Annotated in this window: 13 protein-coding genes and 1 pseudogene; 3 read left to right on the forward strand and 11 right to left on the reverse strand. The window is 39.0% G+C overall.

Annotated features, from left to right (window positions below):
* Positions 1-37: 37 nt before the first annotated feature.
* The 7 genes and pseudogenes from metE to M1G05_RS05315 form a co-directional block, all read right to left on the reverse strand.
* Positions 38-2287, reverse strand: coding sequence for a 5-methyltetrahydropteroyltriglutamate--homocysteine S-methyltransferase (metE, locus tag M1G05_RS05285; RefSeq protein ID WP_247953274.1), 2250 nt, complete (start codon positions 2285-2287; stop codon positions 38-40).
* A 244-nt stretch (positions 2288-2531) separates the two neighbouring features.
* Complete coding sequence (locus M1G05_RS05290; RefSeq protein ID WP_247953275.1) at positions 2532-2894, reverse strand: TIGR02328 family protein; 363 nt, start codon at positions 2892-2894, stop codon at positions 2532-2534.
* Positions 2878-3282, reverse strand: coding sequence for a YbgA family protein (locus M1G05_RS05295; RefSeq protein ID WP_247953276.1), 405 nt, complete (start codon positions 3280-3282; stop codon positions 2878-2880). Before M1G05_RS05295 ends, M1G05_RS05290 begins: the two co-directional genes overlap by 17 nt.
* A 103-nt stretch (positions 3283-3385) precedes the next feature.
* A pseudogene (locus tag M1G05_RS05300) lies at positions 3386-3568 on the reverse strand (type I restriction-modification system subunit M); the annotation flags it as partial.
* Entirely contained in the window at positions 3555-7490 is a 3936-nt protein-coding gene (locus M1G05_RS05305; protein WP_247953277.1) for a YobI family P-loop NTPase, read from the reverse strand. The pseudogene M1G05_RS05300 and the gene M1G05_RS05305, both read right to left, overlap by 14 nt.
* Before the next feature lie 123 nt (positions 7491-7613).
* A complete protein-coding gene (locus M1G05_RS05310) occupies positions 7614-8375 on the reverse strand; it encodes a DUF6261 family protein (protein ID WP_247953278.1) in 762 nt (253 codons plus the stop codon).
* 25 nt (positions 8376-8400) lie between these two features.
* Positions 8401-8616 carry a hypothetical protein gene (locus M1G05_RS05315; RefSeq protein WP_247953279.1) on the reverse strand — a complete coding sequence of 72 codons (216 nt, stop codon included), beginning with the start codon at positions 8614-8616 and terminating at the stop codon, positions 8401-8403.
* Positions 8617-9099: 483 nt separating this feature from the next.
* On the opposite strand from M1G05_RS05315, the gene M1G05_RS05320 reads away from it, so the two are divergent.
* Positions 9100-9717 (forward strand): TVP38/TMEM64 family protein, encoded by a 618-nt coding sequence (locus M1G05_RS05320; RefSeq protein WP_000076168.1) that lies wholly within the window; start codon positions 9100-9102, stop codon positions 9715-9717.
* A 42-nt stretch (positions 9718-9759) separates the two neighbouring features.
* Here M1G05_RS05320 and scrK read toward each other — a convergent pair whose 3' ends face one another.
* Both scrK and M1G05_RS05330 read right to left on the reverse strand, forming a co-directional pair.
* Positions 9760-10647 carry a fructokinase ScrK gene (scrK, locus tag M1G05_RS05325; protein WP_000164311.1) on the reverse strand — a complete coding sequence of 296 codons (888 nt, stop codon included), beginning with the start codon at positions 10645-10647 and terminating at the stop codon, positions 9760-9762.
* Between the two features lie 148 nt (positions 10648-10795).
* Complete coding sequence (locus M1G05_RS05330) at positions 10796-12733, reverse strand: sucrose-specific PTS transporter subunit IIBC (RefSeq protein ID WP_247953280.1); 1938 nt, start codon at positions 12731-12733, stop codon at positions 10796-10798.
* A gap of 381 nt (positions 12734-13114) precedes the next feature.
* Between M1G05_RS05330 and M1G05_RS05335 the strand changes: the two genes are divergently transcribed.
* Positions 13115-14569, forward strand: coding sequence for a sucrose-6-phosphate hydrolase (locus M1G05_RS05335; protein WP_247953281.1), 1455 nt, complete (start codon positions 13115-13117; stop codon positions 14567-14569).
* Positions 14550-15515: a LacI family DNA-binding transcriptional regulator gene (locus M1G05_RS05340; RefSeq protein ID WP_247953282.1), complete on the forward strand. Its 966-nt coding sequence runs from the start codon at positions 14550-14552 to the stop codon at positions 15513-15515. The genes M1G05_RS05335 and M1G05_RS05340 overlap by 20 nt, the downstream gene beginning before the upstream one ends.
* 188 nt (positions 15516-15703) lie before the next feature.
* On the opposite strand, the gene M1G05_RS05345 is transcribed toward M1G05_RS05340, so the two are convergent.
* Together M1G05_RS05345 and M1G05_RS05350 are read right to left on the reverse strand one after the other, a co-directional pair.
* Entirely contained in the window at positions 15704-16978 is a 1275-nt protein-coding gene (locus M1G05_RS05345; protein WP_247953283.1) for a hydroxymethylglutaryl-CoA reductase, degradative, read from the reverse strand.
* The gene (locus M1G05_RS05350) at positions 16978-18150 is read right to left on the reverse strand and encodes a hydroxymethylglutaryl-CoA synthase (RefSeq protein ID WP_247953321.1); all 1173 of its coding nucleotides are present in this window, start codon (positions 18148-18150) and stop codon (positions 16978-16980) included. The genes M1G05_RS05345 and M1G05_RS05350 overlap by 1 nt, the downstream gene beginning before the upstream one ends.
* Between the last annotated feature and the right edge of the window lie 6 nt (positions 18151-18156).

Here is an 18156-nt window from a genome sequence, read left to right on the forward strand (position 1 = left end):
AGATTGGCCAAACAGCGCTTCTTGAGAAATCCTTATCTTACAATTTCTCACGCGCAGCTTTCGCTGCTTCAACAAGGCGGATCAAGCTTTCTTTTGTTTCTGGAATACCACGTGTTTTCAAACCACAGTCAGGGTTGATCCAAACTTTCTTGCTTGGCACTTTAGCAAGGATGGCTTCGATTGTATGGTCGATTTCGCCTTCATTTGGCACACGAGGTGAGTGGATATCGTAAACCCCAGGTCCCACTTCTGTTTGGAAGTTTTTCGCTTTGAGTTCGTCCAAGATTTCAAGGTTTGAACGGCTAGCTTCAAAGGAAATAACATCTGCATCCATGTTGTCGATAGCTGGGATGATATCTGTAAATTCTGAGTAACACATGTGAGTGTGGATTTGAGTATCTGGCGCTACTGTTGAGTGTACCAAGCGGAAGGCAGGAATAGCCCAGTCAAGGTAATCTTCGTACCAGTCGCTACGACGGAGTGGCAATTTTTCACGAAGAGCAGCCTCGTCGATTTGGATGATTTTCACACCAGCAGCTTCAAGGTCAAGCACCTCATCCTTGATAGCAAGGGCGATTTGAAGAGTAGAATCCTTGATAGAGATGTCTTCACGTGGGAATGACCAGTTGAGAATAGTTACTGGTCCAGTCAACATACCTTTAACAGGTTTGTTTGTACGGCTTTGTGCATAGCTAGACCATTTAACAGTGATAGGGTTGAGACGAGTGACATCACCCCAGATGATTGGTGGTTTCACCCCACGCATACCGTATGATTGTACCCAACCATTTTTAGAGAAGAGGTAACCTGACAAGTTTTGACCGAAGTACTCAACCATGTCATTACGCTCAAATTCACCGTGAACAAGGACATCAAAGTCGATATCTTCTTGCCATTTGATCCATTCGTCAATTGTTTCAGCAAGGAAAGCGTCGTACTCTTCTTGAGACAAATCACCCTTACGGTAAGCCAAACGCTTAGCACGAACTTCCTTAGTTTGAGGGAATGAACCGATCGTTGTTGTTGGAAGAGCTGGAAGTTTGAAAGCTTCTTCTTGGATAGCTTCACGTTCTGCAAAGGCTGGCAAACGAGTGTAGTCTGCGTCAGTCAAACCAGCTATACGAGCACGAAGTTCAGCATTAACACCTACACGCTCAGTCGCAAAGAGTTCTTTGTTGGCTGCAAGTGCTTCTTCACCTTGACCATTGCGGATAGCATCCAAATCACGAATCTCATCCAATTTTTCAACTGCAAAGGCAAAGTGGTTCAAGATTGCTGGTTCAAATTCTTCATTAGCAGTTGTAAATGGCACATGAAGAAGTGAGCATGAGCTTGTCAAGACAATGTTTTCAGCTGGGATTTGCTCAAGAACAGCCAAGCTCTTTTCGTAGTTGTTACGCCAGATGTTTTTACCATTGACAATACCTGCATAAAGAGTCTTATCAGCTGGGAAGCCACCTTTAACGAGTTCAAGAGTTTTCTTACCTTCAACGAAGTCAAGACCGATAGCATCTACTGGCAAGTTTACAAGGTCAGCGTAAACGTCACGAACGTCTCCGAAGTAAGTTTGAAGCAAGACTTCAAGACCTTTTTTGTCAGCCAAGAGTTTGTTGTAGAGGTTCAAGAAGAGAGCTTTTTCTTCGGCTGTCAAGTCTTTTACAAGAGCCGCTTCATCCAATTGGATGCGAGTCGCACCAAGTTCAGCCAATTTTGCAAAAACTTCTTGGTAAGCAGCCACTAAGCTATCTACGAAGTCTTCTGCTTTCACGCCTTCTTCAAAGTCTGACAATTGAAGGAAAGTGAATGGACCTACAAGGACAGGACGAGTGTTGAGACCAAGTTCTTTAGCTTCTTGGAACTCATCAAAGATTTTGTGACCTGCAAGTTTAACTTGAGTGTCTTTTTCAAACTTAGGAACGATGTAGTGGTAGTTGGTGTTGAACCATTTCTTCATTGGAAGGGCGCGAACGTCTCCTTTTTCTCCTTGGTAACCACGACCCAAAGCGAAGTAGCGCTCAAGGTCAGACAAGTCCAAGTTTTGAACTGAAGCAGGTACCACGTTGAAAAGGAAAGCTGCATCTAGGAAGTTGTCATAGTGAGAAAAGTCATTTGATGGAATTTCAGTGATGCCTTTTTCTTTGACAATGTTCCAGTGTTTAGCACGCAAGTCTTTTGCTGCTGCCAAAAGTTCTTCTTCTGAGATTTCTTTTCTAAAGTATTTTTCAGTTGTAAATTTTAATTCGCGGAATTCGCCCAAACGAGGGAAACCGATGATTGTAGTTGACATGATGTGTCCTCCAAAATTTGTTGTTGAAACTATCTTAACAGAAAAGAAAGCGTCTGTATAATTGTAAAAAATTAGGCTTTGATATAGTTTGAAACTATATCTCTGTTTTAGACAAAAGAAAAGAACCTGAGACAACTGCCTCAAATCCTTTGTATAGCTTGTTTTATAGCTGTATTTCAGTTAGATTGTGTAAACGTGTTATTAGTAATTCTTATAAGTGACTATGACTTGTTATTAGAAAAGACTATAGGTTGATCCCCTTCTCTCGGAGATTGTCCAGACACTCCTTATAGTAGGCAGCATCATGTTCGCTGTATATAGGACTTTTCAGCTTTTCCTCTGCTAAGTCTTGATAAGGAGGGCAGGTCTTACCTCGGTAGTTCTTGTCCAACCACTCTGGACTGACATTGTAGCCACGGCCAGCCATTTCCTCCATGATCAAGCGATGATAGGCATAGAGACGATAGGGCGAGTGGGTAAAGACATAGTCCACCGTCGCATGCTTTCTGCCCCAGCCATTGCCACGCAGGGCGCAACACTCTCGATGTTGCCCCAAGAGTTGAGGACGGGGAAGTTGTGAAATCAAAGCCTCATGCCAAAGTCTCATGGGCGTCTCCTTTCAGTAAAGTCGAATGTTGCAAGTAGGTATTGGGATAGCGTTCAAGCAAGTCTCTCGTCTTAGCAATTAAGTCTTCTTTGGTGGCATGACCAGAGTGATAACGCTCCAGTAAAAACATATAATCCTTGCGTTCAGTCTCCCTTGCTTTCTTCTTGAAATATCCCCAAATATGCTGAAAGGCATTGCAAACCTGACCCCTGTGTTCTGGAATCTGACAGGCACGGTCAATCATCTCCTGAACCTGACTCACTTCCACCTCTTCATTCTTCAAGTATTGGCGAATCTCATTGTAAATATTGCTGGAATGGCTCAAAACAAGGTATTTATTTTCCGCCCAGAGTCGCTGACAAAGGGCACGTTGGTTGTTATTTTCCATATTTCTCCTTACTTTCTACTAGTTCCCCGGAAATATGGAAACAAAGTTATATCTTAAAAATGAGCGAATTATGAGCGGAATATGAGCGAATAAATTAGCCCCATCACCCTTTAAAGTTTTTCAAAAACTCTTTGAGTTCTGCATCGGTTTCTGGTGTGGTTCCGTGGAGTTGACCGAGCATTTCAAGTAGAGAAGCTGTTTGGCTTTCGATTACTTTATTTGTCTCGTTAATCTTGCTGACAATGTCTGTCAGCAGTGCTACTACTTCTTCCTCACCAGTACTTAATCTCACCTTCTCTAAAACCATTCAACCGAATTCCTTGAGGTTGTGTGGACGAACTGCTAATCAAGCCCTTAGATAAAAGATAATTTCTCATCTTTTCGTTGAAATTACTTTTCTTAACTGTGACATAATTGTTTCCTTTTCCGTTCCCATTCAATTTTTCAAAAGCCTTTTCCCATTCTTTATATACATCAGAATCACCCAAAAAAACCATTATCTCCCACAGTTCAAATAGATTTAGATAGTCCCCTAACAAATCTAACCTATGTGTTGACATTTCTGGATTAGATAGTAAATTATCCTTGAGCAGTCTTGTACGATCTAAAGGCTGAATATCGTCCATAGTCAATAACTCTCTGCATAACTGAATACTAATTTCTTCACTATCTAATCTAATCAAATCATCCAAATTTTCTTTAGCTAACTGTCTTATCTTAATTTTGATAGATTCATCTGCATTGTCATAATAATTGGAACTAATTATATAACTTAAATCATCTATATCAAATTTAGAATCAAGGATATGAGCAACAAGTTTAATAGAAAATTGCTTATTTTTCAAGCTTACATGATCCAGAATATCTATTATTTGTAGCTTATAGGAATCATCTATTTCCTCATATTGCAACAAATCATTGAGTTCCGTTTCATCATGAACCTCTTCTTCAATCTCAAGATACTTTTCAATATTCCTTGAAATGAAATAATTTTTCATTGATGGATATTCTTCTCTGATGAACTTAAGACTATTAGCATTGAATTTTATAACCTCCAAATCTATCAAAACTTCTAATCTATCATCCGAAAGCCCCATTACATCAAATTTATTGTAATGCCATTGCATTGATGCAAGCATTGATTTATAGATAGTTAAGTTCAGATTATCTTCAGATACAATTTTATCAAAAAAATCTCCCTGTACTTTCTCATCAAGTTGTACAAAAATATCTCTGTTTAATACAAAATTGGGATCTTGATTAATAAAATCAACCAGGCGATCAGCAATATCATTAAATGAAGAAAAGTAGGAACAAACAATTTCAGAATTAACTTGCCCTTTTTGAAGCCGTACAAGATATTCTATCAGTTTTATATCATTAGATAATCCTTGAAACTTCTCTACAGTGTATTTAATGGAGAATTTTGGAATACTATTCAATATACTTACGGCAGGTGTTATTCCCCCATCTTCGTAATCCTCAACTTTAAATAAAATATCATGTTTAAGCAAGTTCTCAATATAAGAAGAATCATCATCCATTTCCCCGTTTGATATTTTTATATAAACATTGGCGTATTGTAACAAATTATCTTCCGAATCTAAACAGTAATCAAACAGTGATTTCAATTCAATATTTTTACTAATAAGCTCAAAATTCTTGTGAGTATATTCATAATTAGTATATCTTTTTCCCAAGTTCCATTTTATAAAAAATTTCAAATTATTCTCAGAAATCGAATATAAATCATTCCGATAGATATAATTCATTATTTCTTTATAATCTGTAAGTTTTTTTGCATCTAATAAGGATCCATAAATATTCTGTGCATATTCTCTAACTTTTATCTCAATATTTGATAAATTTTTAGTAAACTGCTGAATTTCATAACTCATATTTGGAGAAAGAAGCTCTTGATTATCATTTATATATCCTGAAATCAATACTTTTGTTTTTTCAGGAATACCACTCAAATCAACTAAATTCATTAATGATAGTATTAGACTATTTTTATTTAGAACAGCATATCCTCCATTTTTAATTTCTAAATACTCGTTAAAAAGACTAACATTGTGCTCCAACCATTTCTTAAAAAATAATTTAATAGTCTCTTTTTTATAAATTACACCTTGACCTGATGTAGATCTATCTAATGTATTATAAAAGTTAATCAAGAAATCCAAAACATTCTCTTGTTTAAATATTTGAACTAAACACTCAGTATCATTTTCTTTTTTGGAATTTAGTAAATAGTCAAATAAATTATAATTTAGCACATAACTATATCTATAATCTTTAATCGACAAGCGATTAACTATTTCATTAGTATGGGGTAAAGAAATATCATAATTACCATCACGTCCAGAAACAACATTTCTTAAATATTCTTTTTCTTCTACCGTTATAGTATTTTCATAGAAATGATTCAAATAATCTTGATAGCTCTCATCAATATAAGCATTTCTAATTAGGAAAGAAATTATTGAGAATTGAGGATTCTTTCTTATTTCTTTTGCAAAGTCACTTTTAAAATCATCAATATCTGTAGCATATTGATAAACGTCTGATAATTTATAACTATCTAGTTTCCCAAGATCATCGTTCATTTTCTTAATTTCTTTTTCCAATTTTTCTATGAGCTTCTTATTCCTAATATTTTCTAAACGTTCTTGGAATTCTGGAGTATTTTTATCTGGAAATATAGAATCAATATCCTCATTACGTTCATTTTGATTATAATGTGCATTGTAATAACTGTCAAAGGAGCATATTTCACTTTCATCTGCAAGTAACTCTTTTATATAATCTGAGCGCGTTGAAAAATCTGATTCAAATTTTCTATTTACTTTAATTACTTTTCTCCCATATGGTACTTTCAAAATAGTTCCATATAATTCAAGCTCATCGTTTAATTGTTCTTCATCTGCCTTCTCTATCTTTTTCTCCAATTCTTTTATCTTACTATTTAATTCCTCCCTACGATTTTTTAATGCTATTTCTTTTGAGTTCAATAATTCAAATAAATATCCTTGATTTTTTTGTAAAAGCGAAAAGTCTTTAGGGAAAATATTTTTGTAGACTACCATTGAGAAAATTTTCTCACTCTCTAACGGTAATTTACTTAATGTTTCTTTATAAGTCAGATACTCATTGCAAATATTATTAATCAGACGCATATCATCAAGGTATAATGAGATATTGAATAAAAACTTTTCATCTAACACCTTATGAAGTTCCATATCTTTTAATATTTTTGATAATTGGTCATAAGAATTTGAAGCAGTGACAACTGGAACTACCGGAATAATAAAATCAAAAAACTTTGTTCTCTCTTGAGATTCAAACAAATCATCCTTTACAAGATAGAAAAACACCAACTTGGAATCCCTACATATCTTTCTTTTTCTATTGATAACTATATTTAATTCCTTCAATTTTTCAAAAATTCTAGAATCATTAAAACGTTCAATATCTTCAAATACTATGACATCTGCTCCTGATTGCTTGAATAAATAAAGGACATCGTCCAAGTAGCGATCAAAATAGGATACTTTAGAATTATCATTTGAAAAAATTTCAATGTCAGTTTCAATTTTTTCTGCTTTTAAGGATAATTTTTTGACAAAACCAAAATCTTTTTGTAGTTTCAGTAAAAAATAAATTCCATATATAATTAAAATAAATAAAATTACTAGTACAAGAAGGGAGATAATAGGTTTCGTAGTCCAAGATAGCCAACAAAAGTTCTGAATCAAACCATTCCATGAAGAAATATTTAATAAGTATAAGGATAGTAATATTACTAAACCTAAATAGACCGAAATATTAAAAGGTTCAATCTGCGACTCTGCATCAAGAGTTTTAAAAATGGATTTTCTTATTTGATTAGGATTAATTTGATGAAGTAATTGATTGATTATTTTCCCTTCAATGGTATTGATTTGACGATTATTTAGTCCATTTTTTTCATTGCTTATCGTTTCATCATACTGCCCCAAAGATATATGGAGGAATTTTTTATCTGTACATTGGAACTCAAAGCTCTCAACAACGCTACTTTTCCCTGCTCCATAATTCCCAGTAATAGCTACGTTGGTTACTTCCGAATTTTTGTCAATCGCAAATTTAAGTGCTCTTTCTGTTACTGGCTTTATTTTTATATCTTTATTTGAAGTAAGTGCTCGAAATTTATATTCTCTTGCCATTAATTTATCTCTCCCAATAATTACTATATGTTTAAACAACTACCATTATATCAATTCTGACACAGTATATAAAGCTTTTATATACAAAAATCCCCTTAGAAATCCACTTCTAAGGGGTTGTCTTTATCCTGCTGCTTGAGCTGGTTCTGCTGGTTTGGTCTTTTTATCTTTCTTGCTACTAGTGATGAGACGGCGCTTGCTATCTCGGATACTATTGAGTTCCTTGAGAAGTTGAGTCAGGTGTTCCTTTTCAGGATAGGCTTCTGCACTGGCTGCTGTATAGCGCATAAAGAGGTCGTAGCTAGTTGAAAGTTCGGTACGGAGTTGTCTGGTCTTACCGACTTCCTTGGCAGACTTAGAAGCACGCGCCTTACTTTCCACTTGGTCATATTCCTCTTGAGCATTGACCACCGCCGTCAGCATAGGAGTCAGTCCTAGACTGGTAACTGCCTCATGATAGGGTGTTTCACTAAGTGTTTTGAGAAGGCTCTTGATTTCTGCCGTTTCCACATCGTTACTGTGCTTAGTGATATCCTTGTACTTAGCAAAGACTGGTTTCAGAGTTTCATGAGCTTCTTTGAGCTTAACATCCTTAATCTTAGCAAATCCTCTATGAAGGGTAAAGAGACCGACCAAGGCACTATCACGATTGCGATCGACTTCTGTCAGATTACTAGACTCTTTCGTCTCCACCGTCGCAAGCTGAGCTTGAAAATCATCAAGCTTGGTCTTGAAGGGCTCCAAATGTTTGACATACATGCCCTCATCCTTGTTTGCTTTGGAAAAAGTTGCTAAACTTTGATGAGTATCCATCATCAGGCTTTCAAACTCACGGTTGGTAAAGTTGCTGTAACTAAGAGGGCGAATAGCGTATGTTTTTGTCATGATGATATCCTTTCTATTTAACGAATCATTTTGTTTTTTCTTTATCAAACCAAGACTGGATTAGTTCTGGAAGATAGACCTGTTTTTGATCTGTTTTTACAATGCTTCCTTGTCTACCATGTTGAATCAAAGGTCTATCCTTAAATACAAAGACTTGAAACAATACACAGACCAATAATACAATTCCAATTACAGGAAATGACCATAGTACACTCTCCTCATCATCTCTAACTTTCTTCATTAATTTTTCTCCTTTAAGTTGATACATTCATTCTAACAGTTTCCCAAACCATTTTAACCCCCATCCGCTCAACTGTCATTATTTCCATCTAAAATGTACTTTTCAGGACAAATCAGACATTTCCAAATTAAAAAAATCTCTATCTGACTAGACATACATACCATCCATCAGATAGAGACTCTTACTATTTTTAGATTTTACCTTTTCGAGCTTTAGAATACATATAAACTTTAGGGAAAATGACTATTCAAAAGCTAGAAGACCCCAAATCTTTCTCAGATAAGCCATTCGAAGCTTAGAATACTTGTAAATTTATGGAATTGTGGTCATTCTAAAACTAGATTACATATAAACCTTAGGAAAGAGACCTATTCTAAGTCTCGAAGACCTATCTTCCTATCCATTTCTCATCAAAAAGACTCATTCCCCCTTTCTCCTCCAAAATATGGTATAGTATAGTTATACTATCTATGAGGAGTTTACATGTCACAGGATAAACAAATGAAAGCTGTTTCTCCCCTTCTGCAGCAAGTTATCAACATCTCATCGATTGTCGGTGGGGTTGGGAGTTTGATTTTCTGTATTTGGGCTTATCAGGCTGGGATTTTACAGTCTAAAGAAACCCTCTCTGCCTTTATCCAGCAGGCAGGTATCTGGGGGCCACCTCTCTTTATTTTTTTACAGATTTTACAAACGGTCGTCCCTATCATTCCTGGGGCCTTGACCTCGGTGGCTGGCGTCTTTATCTACGGCCACATCATCGGTACGATCTACAACTATATCGGCATTGTCATTGGTTGTGCCATTATCTTTTATCTGGTGCGCCTCTATGGGGCTGCCTTTGTCCAGTCTGTCGTCAGCAAGCGTACCTATGACAAGTATATCGGCTGGTTGGATAAGGGCAATCGTTTTGACCGTTTCTTTATTTTTATGATGATTTGGCCCATTAGTCCAGCTGACTTTCTCTGTATGTTAGCTGCCCTGACCAAGATGAGTTTCAAGCGCTATATGACTATCATCATTCTGACCAAGCCCTTTACCCTCGTGGTTTATACCTACGGTCTGACCTATATTATCGACTTTTTCTGGCAAATGCTTTGACACGTAAAAAATCCGTTTGGTTTCCCAAGCGGATTTTGTGCTTTATTTTGAAACTTCTTTTGCAAGGACAAAGTTTCCAAGAGTGGCAGAACCATTTCCTGCAACTGCTGGCGTCACGATGTATTCACGCACATCTGGCACTGGTAGGTAGCCATTAAGAAGAGATGTAAATTTCTCACGGACACGGTCCAGCATGTGTTGTTGAGCCATGACCCCTCCACCAAAGACAATCACGTCTGGGCGGAAAGTCACTGTCGCATTGACCGCAGCTTGAGCGATATAGTAGGCTTGAACATCCCAAACAGGGTTGTTGAGTTCAATGTTTTCCCCACGAACACCTGTACGAGCTTCCAAACTTGGACCAGCTGCATAGCCTTCCAGACATCCCTTATGGAAAGGACAAACACCCTTAAACTCTTTTTCAATATCCATTGGGTGTCTAGCAACATAATAATGACCCATTTCAGGGTGACCCACACCACCGATAAACTCACCACGTTGGATGACACCTGCACCGATACCTGTACCGATTGTGTAGTAAACCAAGTTTTCAATACGACCACCAGCATTGTTACGGGCAACCACTTCACCATAAGCAGAGCTGTTTACGTCTGTTGTGAAGTACATTGGCACGTTTAGGGCGCGACGAAGGGCACCAAGCAAGTCCACATTTGCCCAGTTTGGTTTTGGAGTCGTTGTGATAAAGCCATAAGTTTTTGAGTTTTTATCAATATCAATCGGCCCAAATGAACCAACTGCAAGACCAGCAAGATTATCGAATTTTGAGAAGAACTCAATGGTTTTATCGATTGTTTCGATCGGAGTTGTTGTTGGAAATTGTGTTTTTTCTACAACGTTAAAGTTTTCATCACCGACAGCACAGACAAACTTTGTACCGCCCGCTTCCAAGCTTCCATATAATTTTGTCATGATAAACCTCTTGTTTTTATTTTCTTTATTATAGCATATTTCAAAAGTCTAAATTTCTCTATTTTTTAGATTTTCCTCTGTAAATCTTACCATTCAAGCAAAAACGAACAAACATGTCATTTGTTCGTTTTCATTTTGAGAGGATTAATTAGATTTTCACTTCAATAACAGCATCTCCCTTCGCAACTGAACCTGTTGCGACTGGAGCTACTGAAGCGTAGTCAGCTGTATTTGTAACGATAACCATTGTTGTATCATCAAGACCAGCTGCAGCGATTTTGTTTGAGTCAAATGTTCCTAGAACATCGCCAGCTTTAACCTTATCACCTTGAGCAACTTTTGCTTCAAAACCGTCACCGTTCATTGTTACAGTGTCGATACCAACGTGAATCAAAACTTCAGCACCATCAGTTGTTTTCAAACCAAAAGCATGTCCTGTTGGAAAGGCAATTGAAACTTCAGCATCAGCTGGTGCATATACCACACCTTGACTTGGTTTCACAGCGATACCTTGCCCCATAGCTCCGCTTGAGAAGACTGGGTCATTGACATCAGCAAGAGCGACAACATCACCAACGATAGGAGTTACAAGTGTTTCATTTTGAAGAGTATCAGTCTCTTCCACTACTGGTGCTTCTACTGTAGGTTCAGTAACTGTTTCTGCAGTTGCTGTGGCTGCTTCATCAGCAAAGACACTAGCTGCTTTTGTTTTCCCGTAGAAATAAGTGAAAGCAAAGGCGGCAACAAAGGACATAATTTCCGCAACTATATACATAGGGATTGAAGCAGCCTTAATAGAAAGGAATCCAATAAATCCAGCCGCTCCCAATGAAACTGCAATAACGTGAGTTAAACCTGCTACGAAGGCACCAATTGCTGAACCAGCAAGGGCGCAGAAGAATGGGAATTTGTATTTCAAGTTTACCCCAAAGAGAGCAGGTTCTGTAATACCAAGGAAGGCAGAAACAGCAGCCGAACTTGACAATCCTTTTGTTTTAGCATTTTTTGTCAAGAAGTAGATTGCAAGAGTAGCCGCACCTTGTGCTACGTTTGCCATTGAAGCAACAACAAAGATGTAGTCTCCAAATCCAGTACCGTTATTATTGTAAGCAGACAACAATTGTGTTTCGATTGCTGGGAATGATTGGTGAAGACCTGTCATAACGATTAGTGAGTAAGTTCCACCAAATAGACCCATACCAAAGGCACCTGTTGTGTTGTACAACCATACAATCGCATTTGTAATCGCATCAGACACAACCAACATAACAGGACCGATAACTGTAAAGGTAAGGAAGCCTGTAAGCATCACTGATAAAAGCGGTGTGAAAGTGAAGTCAACTGCAGATGGCAATTTCTTGTGGAAGAATTTTTCCAAATTTGCTAACAACCAGATTGCAACAAGGACTGGAATAACTTGATAAGCATAGTTTGTTTGTGTAACATGGAAACCTAAGATGTCCCAGAAGGCTTCTTTGCCACCCAAATCTGGAGTGGTCATAATCATACCAATTGCCGCACCAAGGAATTGGTTTGCTCCAAAGCGCTTGGCTGCTGAAATACCAACCAAAACAGGGAGGAACATAAATGGAGCAGCAGACATCAATTGAATCATAGCTGAGAAGCCTTTGATTGCAGGATACATATCTTCAATTGATTGAGGTCCAAACAAATCTGGTGATGTCAAGAAGTTACGTAAAGCCATCAAGAGACCACCTGCAACTAAGGCAGGGATAATAGGAACAAAGATGTCTGACAAAAGTTTAATCAAGTCCATCAATGGATTGAACTTTTTGTCTTTATTAGCAATCTCTTTCAAATCATCTGTCGAAACTTCTTTTAAACCAGTTTTCTTGATGATTTCCGCATACACGAAGTTAACATCACCAGGACCAATGATAATTTGATATTGTCCATTAGTGCTAAAAGTTCCCTTGACATCCGCATTATTATCTAGAGCTGCTTGATTCACTTTTGATTCGTCTTTCAATACCAAACGAAGACGAGTTGCACAGTGTGCTGCAGCTACAAGATTATCCTTACCGACAGCCTCAATGACCTCGGCAGCAACTTTACTATAATCCATAGCAAAAATCTCCTTATTATAGAATTTTGTTATTGTTTGAAAGCGATTTTATTCGCCCTTACGACTATTATTTTATCATGTTTTAGAAATATGTCAAGCGTTTTGCAGAAAAAATGTTCTATCCACTTAGTGGGCACGCTTTAGATTGATTGTTTTTGACTGTTTTATCAGGCGTTACTTGAAAAAATAAGTTTGAAATCTTAGTTTAAAAGGTTTTTATTTCATTATCTTTCATATTTCCGTGAAAATTTGATTGGTTTCCTGCATTTATTTTATGACTAACGTTTGACAGTTTTTCCTCTTTTTTAACATAAAAGACTTGCTTTTTTAACCGAAAACGGTTACTATTAAAAGTAATAAGATTTTTGGAGGAATAAAAGAATGGAATGGACAACTGAGCGTCGTTATAGACCCTATGAAGATTGGACGCAAGAAGAAATTCAAAATATAAAGAAAAATATGGCACAATCTCCATGGCATACTCATTACCATGTTGAGCCAAAAACAGGACTTCTCAACGACCCAAATGGCTTTTCTTACTTTGATGGCAAGTGGATCCTCTTTTACCAGAATTTTCCTTTTGGTGCAGCCCACGGTTTGAAATCTTGGGCACAGCTAGAAAGTGATGATTTGATTCACTTTAAAGAAACTGGAATCAAAGTTTTACCAGATACTCCATTAGATAGCCACGGTGCCTACTCTGGTTCTGCTATGCAGTTTGGCGATAACTTGTTCCTATTCTATACAGGAAATGTCCGCGATGAAAACTGGATTCGTCACCCATACCAGATTGGGGCTTTGATGGATAAGGATGGCAATATTACGAAGATTGACAAGATCTTGATCGACCAGCCAGCAGACTCTACAGACCACTTCCGCGATCCGCAAATTTTTAACTTCAAGGGGCAATATTATGCCATCGTCGGTGGACAGGACTTGGAGAAAAAAGGCTTCGTCCGTCTCTACAAGGCTGTAGACAACGACTACACAAACTGGCAAGCTGTTGGCGACCTTGACTTTGCTAACGACCGCACTGCCTACATGATGGAATGCCCAAATATGGTCTTTGTAGGAGAGCAACCTGTCCTTCTCTACTGCCCACAAGGATTGGATAAAAATGTTCTAGACTACGACAATATCTATCCAAATATGTATAAGATTGGGGATTCCTTTGACCCTGAAAATGCCAAAATGGTAGATGTGTCTCAACTCCAAAACATGGATTATGGTTTTGAAGCCTATGCAACCCAAGCCTTCAACTCTCCTGACGGACGTGCTCTAGCAGTTAGCTGGCTTGGTTTGCCAGATGTTTCTTACCCATCTGACCGTTTTGACCACCAAGGAACCTTCTCTTTGGTCAAAGAACTAACTATCAAAGATGGCAAACTCTACCAATACCCAGTTGCAGCGATCAAGGACCTTCGTGCTTCTGAAGAAGCCTTCTCAAACCGTGCTCAAACCAAGAACACTTACGAACTTGAACTTAATTTGGAAGCTAATAGCCAGAGCGAGATTGTCTTACTTGCTGATAAAGAAGGCAAGGGACTTTCCATCAACTTTGACCTTGTAAATGGTCAAGTAACAGTGGATCGTAGTCAGGCTGGTGAGCAGTACGCACAAGAATTTGGAACTACTCGTTCTTGCCCTATCGACAATCAGGCTACTACTGCTACAATCTTCATCGATAACTCTGTCTTTGAAATTTTCATCAATAAAGGAGAAAAAGTATTTTCTGGTCGTGTCTTCCCACATGCGGACCAAAATGGTATCCTGATTAAATCTGGAAACCCAACTGGAACTTACTATGAATTAGATTATGGTCGCAAAACTAACTGATGTCGCCAAACTTGCAGGCGTCAGCCCTACTACCGTTTCTCGGGTTATCAATAAAAAAGGGTATCTCTCTGAGAAAACCATCCAAAAAGTCAATGAAGCCATGCGAGAATTGGGCTATAAACCCAACAACCTAGCTCGTAGTCTGCAAGGAAAATCAGCTAAGTTAATCGGCTTGATTTTCCCCAATATTTCCAACGTTTTCTATGCAGAATTGATTGATAAATTGGAACACCAACTCTTCAAAAATGGCTACAAGACCATCATCTGTAACAGCGAACATGACTCTGAAAAAGAACGGGAGTACATTGAAATGCTGGAGGCCAACCAGGTCGATGGTATCATTTCTGGTAGTCACAACTTGGGAATCGAAGACTACAATCGCGTGACGGCACCAATTATTTCCTTCGACCGAAATCTGTCACCAGATATTCCTGTCGTCTCCTCTGACAACTATGCTGGTGGGGTTCTTGCTGCCCAGACCTTGGTTAAGACAGGTGCCCAATCTATCATCATGATTACAGGGAATGACAATTCTAACTCGCCAACTGGACTGCGCCATGCTGGCTTTGCTTCTGTACTCCCCCAAGCTCCTATTATCAATGTTTCCAGTGACTTTTCTCCTGTCAGAAAAGAAATGGAAATCAAGAATATCTTGACCCGTCAAAAACCAGATGCCATCTTTGCTTCGGATGATTTGACAGCTATTCTGGTCATTAAAATCGCTCAAGAGCTGGGCATTTCTGTTCCTGAAGAGCTCAAGGTCATCGGCTATGATGGTACCTACTTTATCGAGAATTACTATCCTCATTTGACGACTGTGAAGCAACCTATGCAAGAGATTGCCCAACTCACTGTTGACCTACTCTTACAAAAAATCGAAGGTAAGGAAGTCGCGACAACTGGTTACTTCTTACCAGTCACCCTATTACCAGGAAAAAGTATTTAATACTCTTCAAAAATCTCTTCAAACCACGTCAGCGTCGCCTTACCGTAGATATATGTAACTGACTTCGTCAGTCTTATCTACAACCTCAAAGCAGTGCTTTGAGCAGCTTGCGGCTAGCTTCCTAGTTTGCTCTTTGATTTTCATTGAGTATAAGCACAAGAAAACTCAGACTAATTCGTCTGAGTTTTTTATGATCTTAAGTTTTCGAGATAGCGCTGGGCTGTCTCTAAGTTAAAGGTTTTATCTGCAATAAGACGCTCTACTAGGGGAGCTACCTCAGATTCACTAGCACCTGCGAGGAGAGCCAAGGATTTGGCCTGCAATTTCATGTGGCCTTGCTGGATGCCCGTACTTACCAAGGCTTTGAGGGCCGCAAAGTTTTGGGCGAGACCGATGGATACGATAATCTGGGCTAATTCTTTGGCAGAAGGATTCCCCAGTAGTTCATGACTGAGAGCTACACGAGGGTTGAGACCAATTGAGCCACCCTTGGTCGCTACAGGCATGGGCAGGGTCATCTGGCCCACCAATTCTTCTCTTTCAAGGTCCAGCGTCCATTGACTAAGACTTTGGTAATGTCCATCTCGACTGGCAAAGGCATGGGCCCCGGATTCGATGGCACGCCAGTCATTACCAGTGGCAATTAAAATGGCATCAATACCATTAAAAATCCCTTTATTGTGAGTAGCAGCTCGGTAAGGATCAGCCTGCGCAAACTGACTAGCCAACGCAATTTTCTCCGCAATTTCTCGTCCTTGATCCTTTTGGCGGCTCAAGTAGCGAAAGGCGATGCGACAGCTTGCCGTCACCAAAGAATCCGTCGCGTAGTTTGATAAAATCCCCATGAGACTCTGTCCCTGACTCAGTTCTTCTAAGACTGGTTTCAAGGCTTCCAGCATAGTGTTGAGCATATTAGCACCCATGGCTTCTTGGGTATCGACATGGAGATAAACAACGAGAAAGTCTGTTTCGCCTTTTATCTGCTCGACATGCAAATCACGCGCCCCACCTCCACGTTTAACGATAGAAGGATAGGCTTGATTGGCAAGTTCCAAGAGTTTAGCTTTCTTGCTGGCAATCTTCTCTTGCGCTAGATCTAGATCATCAACTTGATAAAGGGCTACCTGTCCAATCATCTGACGCTCATGCACTTGAGCAGTAAAGCCACCTGCTCGCTTGATGATTTTACTGGCATAGCTAGCCGCAGCAACCACGGACGGTTCTTCTGTCACATAGGGAACTGTGTATTCCTGACCGTTAACGAGAACCTCTGGGACCAGCGAATAAGGCAGAGAAAAAGTTCCCACTACATTCTCACTCAGCTGGTCTGCCACAGTCACACTCATCTGCTCATCCTGCTCCAGACTCGCTTGTCTCTCAGGACTAAGGAGCGCCTGAGCTTTTAACAGCTCGAGGCGCTCTTGGTATGATTTTTTAGAAAATCCATTCCAACTTATCTTCATTACTTTTCAACCTTGCTATAACGGCGTTGGTGGTCAACAATTTCAATCAAGGCAAAATCTTGATTGTCATAGCCAGCAAACTGGGCAGAATTTGTTTCATCTAAGTCTACTTCCTCAAAGAAGACTTTTTCATAGTCAGCAACAGACAGGGCAGTTCGTTGGTTGAGCTTGTTCAAACGGTCTTTATCCAGATAAGCTTCATATCCTTCAACCAATTCACCACTGAAGAACTCAGCTACAGCACCACTTCCGTAACTATAAAGAGCGATTTTATCCCCAACCTTCAAGCTATCTGTATTTTCCAAGAGAGACAAAAGTCCAAGGAAAAGTGAACCTGTGTAGATATTCCCCACCTTTTGACTGTAGAGAATAGACTGGTCAAAATGCTTTTGCAAGAGGTCTTTTTTCTCTTGAGGCAAGTTCTTATCCATGATTTTTTTCAAGCCTTTTAGCGCTAATTTAGGGTAAGGCAAGTGGAAGCAAACAGCTGCAAAATCATCTAAGGTAAGCTGGTAACGTTTTTTGTATTCAAGCCAAGTCGTTTTCAAACTATCCAAATATTGTTGGGTAGAATAGACACCATTTACGTAAGGAGTTGTTGAGTAATTTGGACGCCAGAAATCCATGATGTCACGAGTCTGAGCCACATTGTCGTTATTAAAGGCCATAATGCGTGGATTCTGTGTAATCAACATGGCCACACTGCCAGCACCCTGAGTTGGTTCTCCTGGAGTTTCAATACCGTATTTGGCAATATCACTGGCAATGACCAAGACCTTGGACTCTGGAGAATTTTCCACATGTAATTTGGCATAATGAAGGGCCGCTGTCGCTCCATAGCAGGCTTCTTTAATCTCGAAACTACGAGCAAAGGGCTGGATGCCCAGCAAACCATGCACAAAGACGGCCGCAGCTTTACTCTGGTCAATTCCTGACTCGGTAGCCACAATGACCATATCAATTTCTGATCTTTCTTGCTCAGTTAAAATAGAATCACTTGCACTGGCTGCCAAGGTCACGATATCTTCAGTTAGGGGCGCAATACTCAATTCCTTGAGTAAGAGTCCTTTACTTAATTTTTCAGGGTCAATTCCCCTCGCTTCTGCTAAGTCTTGTAATTTCAAGACATATTGACTGGTCGCAAAACCAATCTTATCAATACCGATTGTCATATTTAC

Source organism: Streptococcus mitis, assembly GCF_023109515.1.
Taxonomy (GTDB): domain Bacteria; phylum Bacillota; class Bacilli; order Lactobacillales; family Streptococcaceae; genus Streptococcus; species Streptococcus mitis_CS.

What these genes read in the sequence shown, in the direction of transcription:
- metE (WP_247953274.1), bottom strand. Translation starts at nt 2,287, where the DNA reads ATGTCAACTACAATCATCGGTTTCCCTCGTTTGGGCGAATTCCGCGAA.
- M1G05_RS05290 (WP_247953275.1), bottom strand. Translation starts at nt 2,894, where the DNA reads ATGAGACTTTGGCATGAGGCTTTGATTTCACAACTTCCCCGTCCTCAA.
- M1G05_RS05295 (WP_247953276.1), bottom strand. Translation starts at nt 3,282, where the DNA reads ATGGAAAATAACAACCAACGTGCCCTTTGTCAGCGACTCTGGGCGGAA.
- M1G05_RS05305 (WP_247953277.1), bottom strand. Translation starts at nt 7,490, where the DNA reads ATGGCAAGAGAATATAAATTTCGAGCACTTACTTCAAATAAAGATATA.
- M1G05_RS05310 (WP_247953278.1), bottom strand. Translation starts at nt 8,375, where the DNA reads ATGACAAAAACATACGCTATTCGCCCTCTTAGTTACAGCAACTTTACC.
- M1G05_RS05315 (WP_247953279.1), bottom strand. Translation starts at nt 8,616, where the DNA reads ATGAAGAAAGTTAGAGATGATGAGGAGAGTGTACTATGGTCATTTCCT.
- M1G05_RS05320 (WP_000076168.1), top strand. Translation starts at nt 9,100, where the DNA reads ATGTCACAGGATAAACAAATGAAAGCTGTTTCTCCCCTTCTGCAGCAA.
- scrK (WP_000164311.1), bottom strand. Translation starts at nt 10,647, where the DNA reads ATGACAAAATTATATGGAAGCTTGGAAGCGGGCGGTACAAAGTTTGTC.
- M1G05_RS05330 (WP_247953280.1), bottom strand. Translation starts at nt 12,733, where the DNA reads ATGGATTATAGTAAAGTTGCTGCCGAGGTCATTGAGGCTGTCGGTAAG.
- M1G05_RS05335 (WP_247953281.1), top strand. Translation starts at nt 13,115, where the DNA reads ATGGAATGGACAACTGAGCGTCGTTATAGACCCTATGAAGATTGGACG.
- M1G05_RS05340 (WP_247953282.1), top strand. Translation starts at nt 14,550, where the DNA reads ATGGTCGCAAAACTAACTGATGTCGCCAAACTTGCAGGCGTCAGCCCT.
- M1G05_RS05345 (WP_247953283.1), bottom strand. Translation starts at nt 16,978, where the DNA reads ATGAAGATAAGTTGGAATGGATTTTCTAAAAAATCATACCAAGAGCGC.
- M1G05_RS05350 (WP_247953321.1), bottom strand. Translation starts at nt 18,150, where the DNA reads ATGACAATCGGTATTGATAAGATTGGTTTTGCGACCAGTCAATATGTC.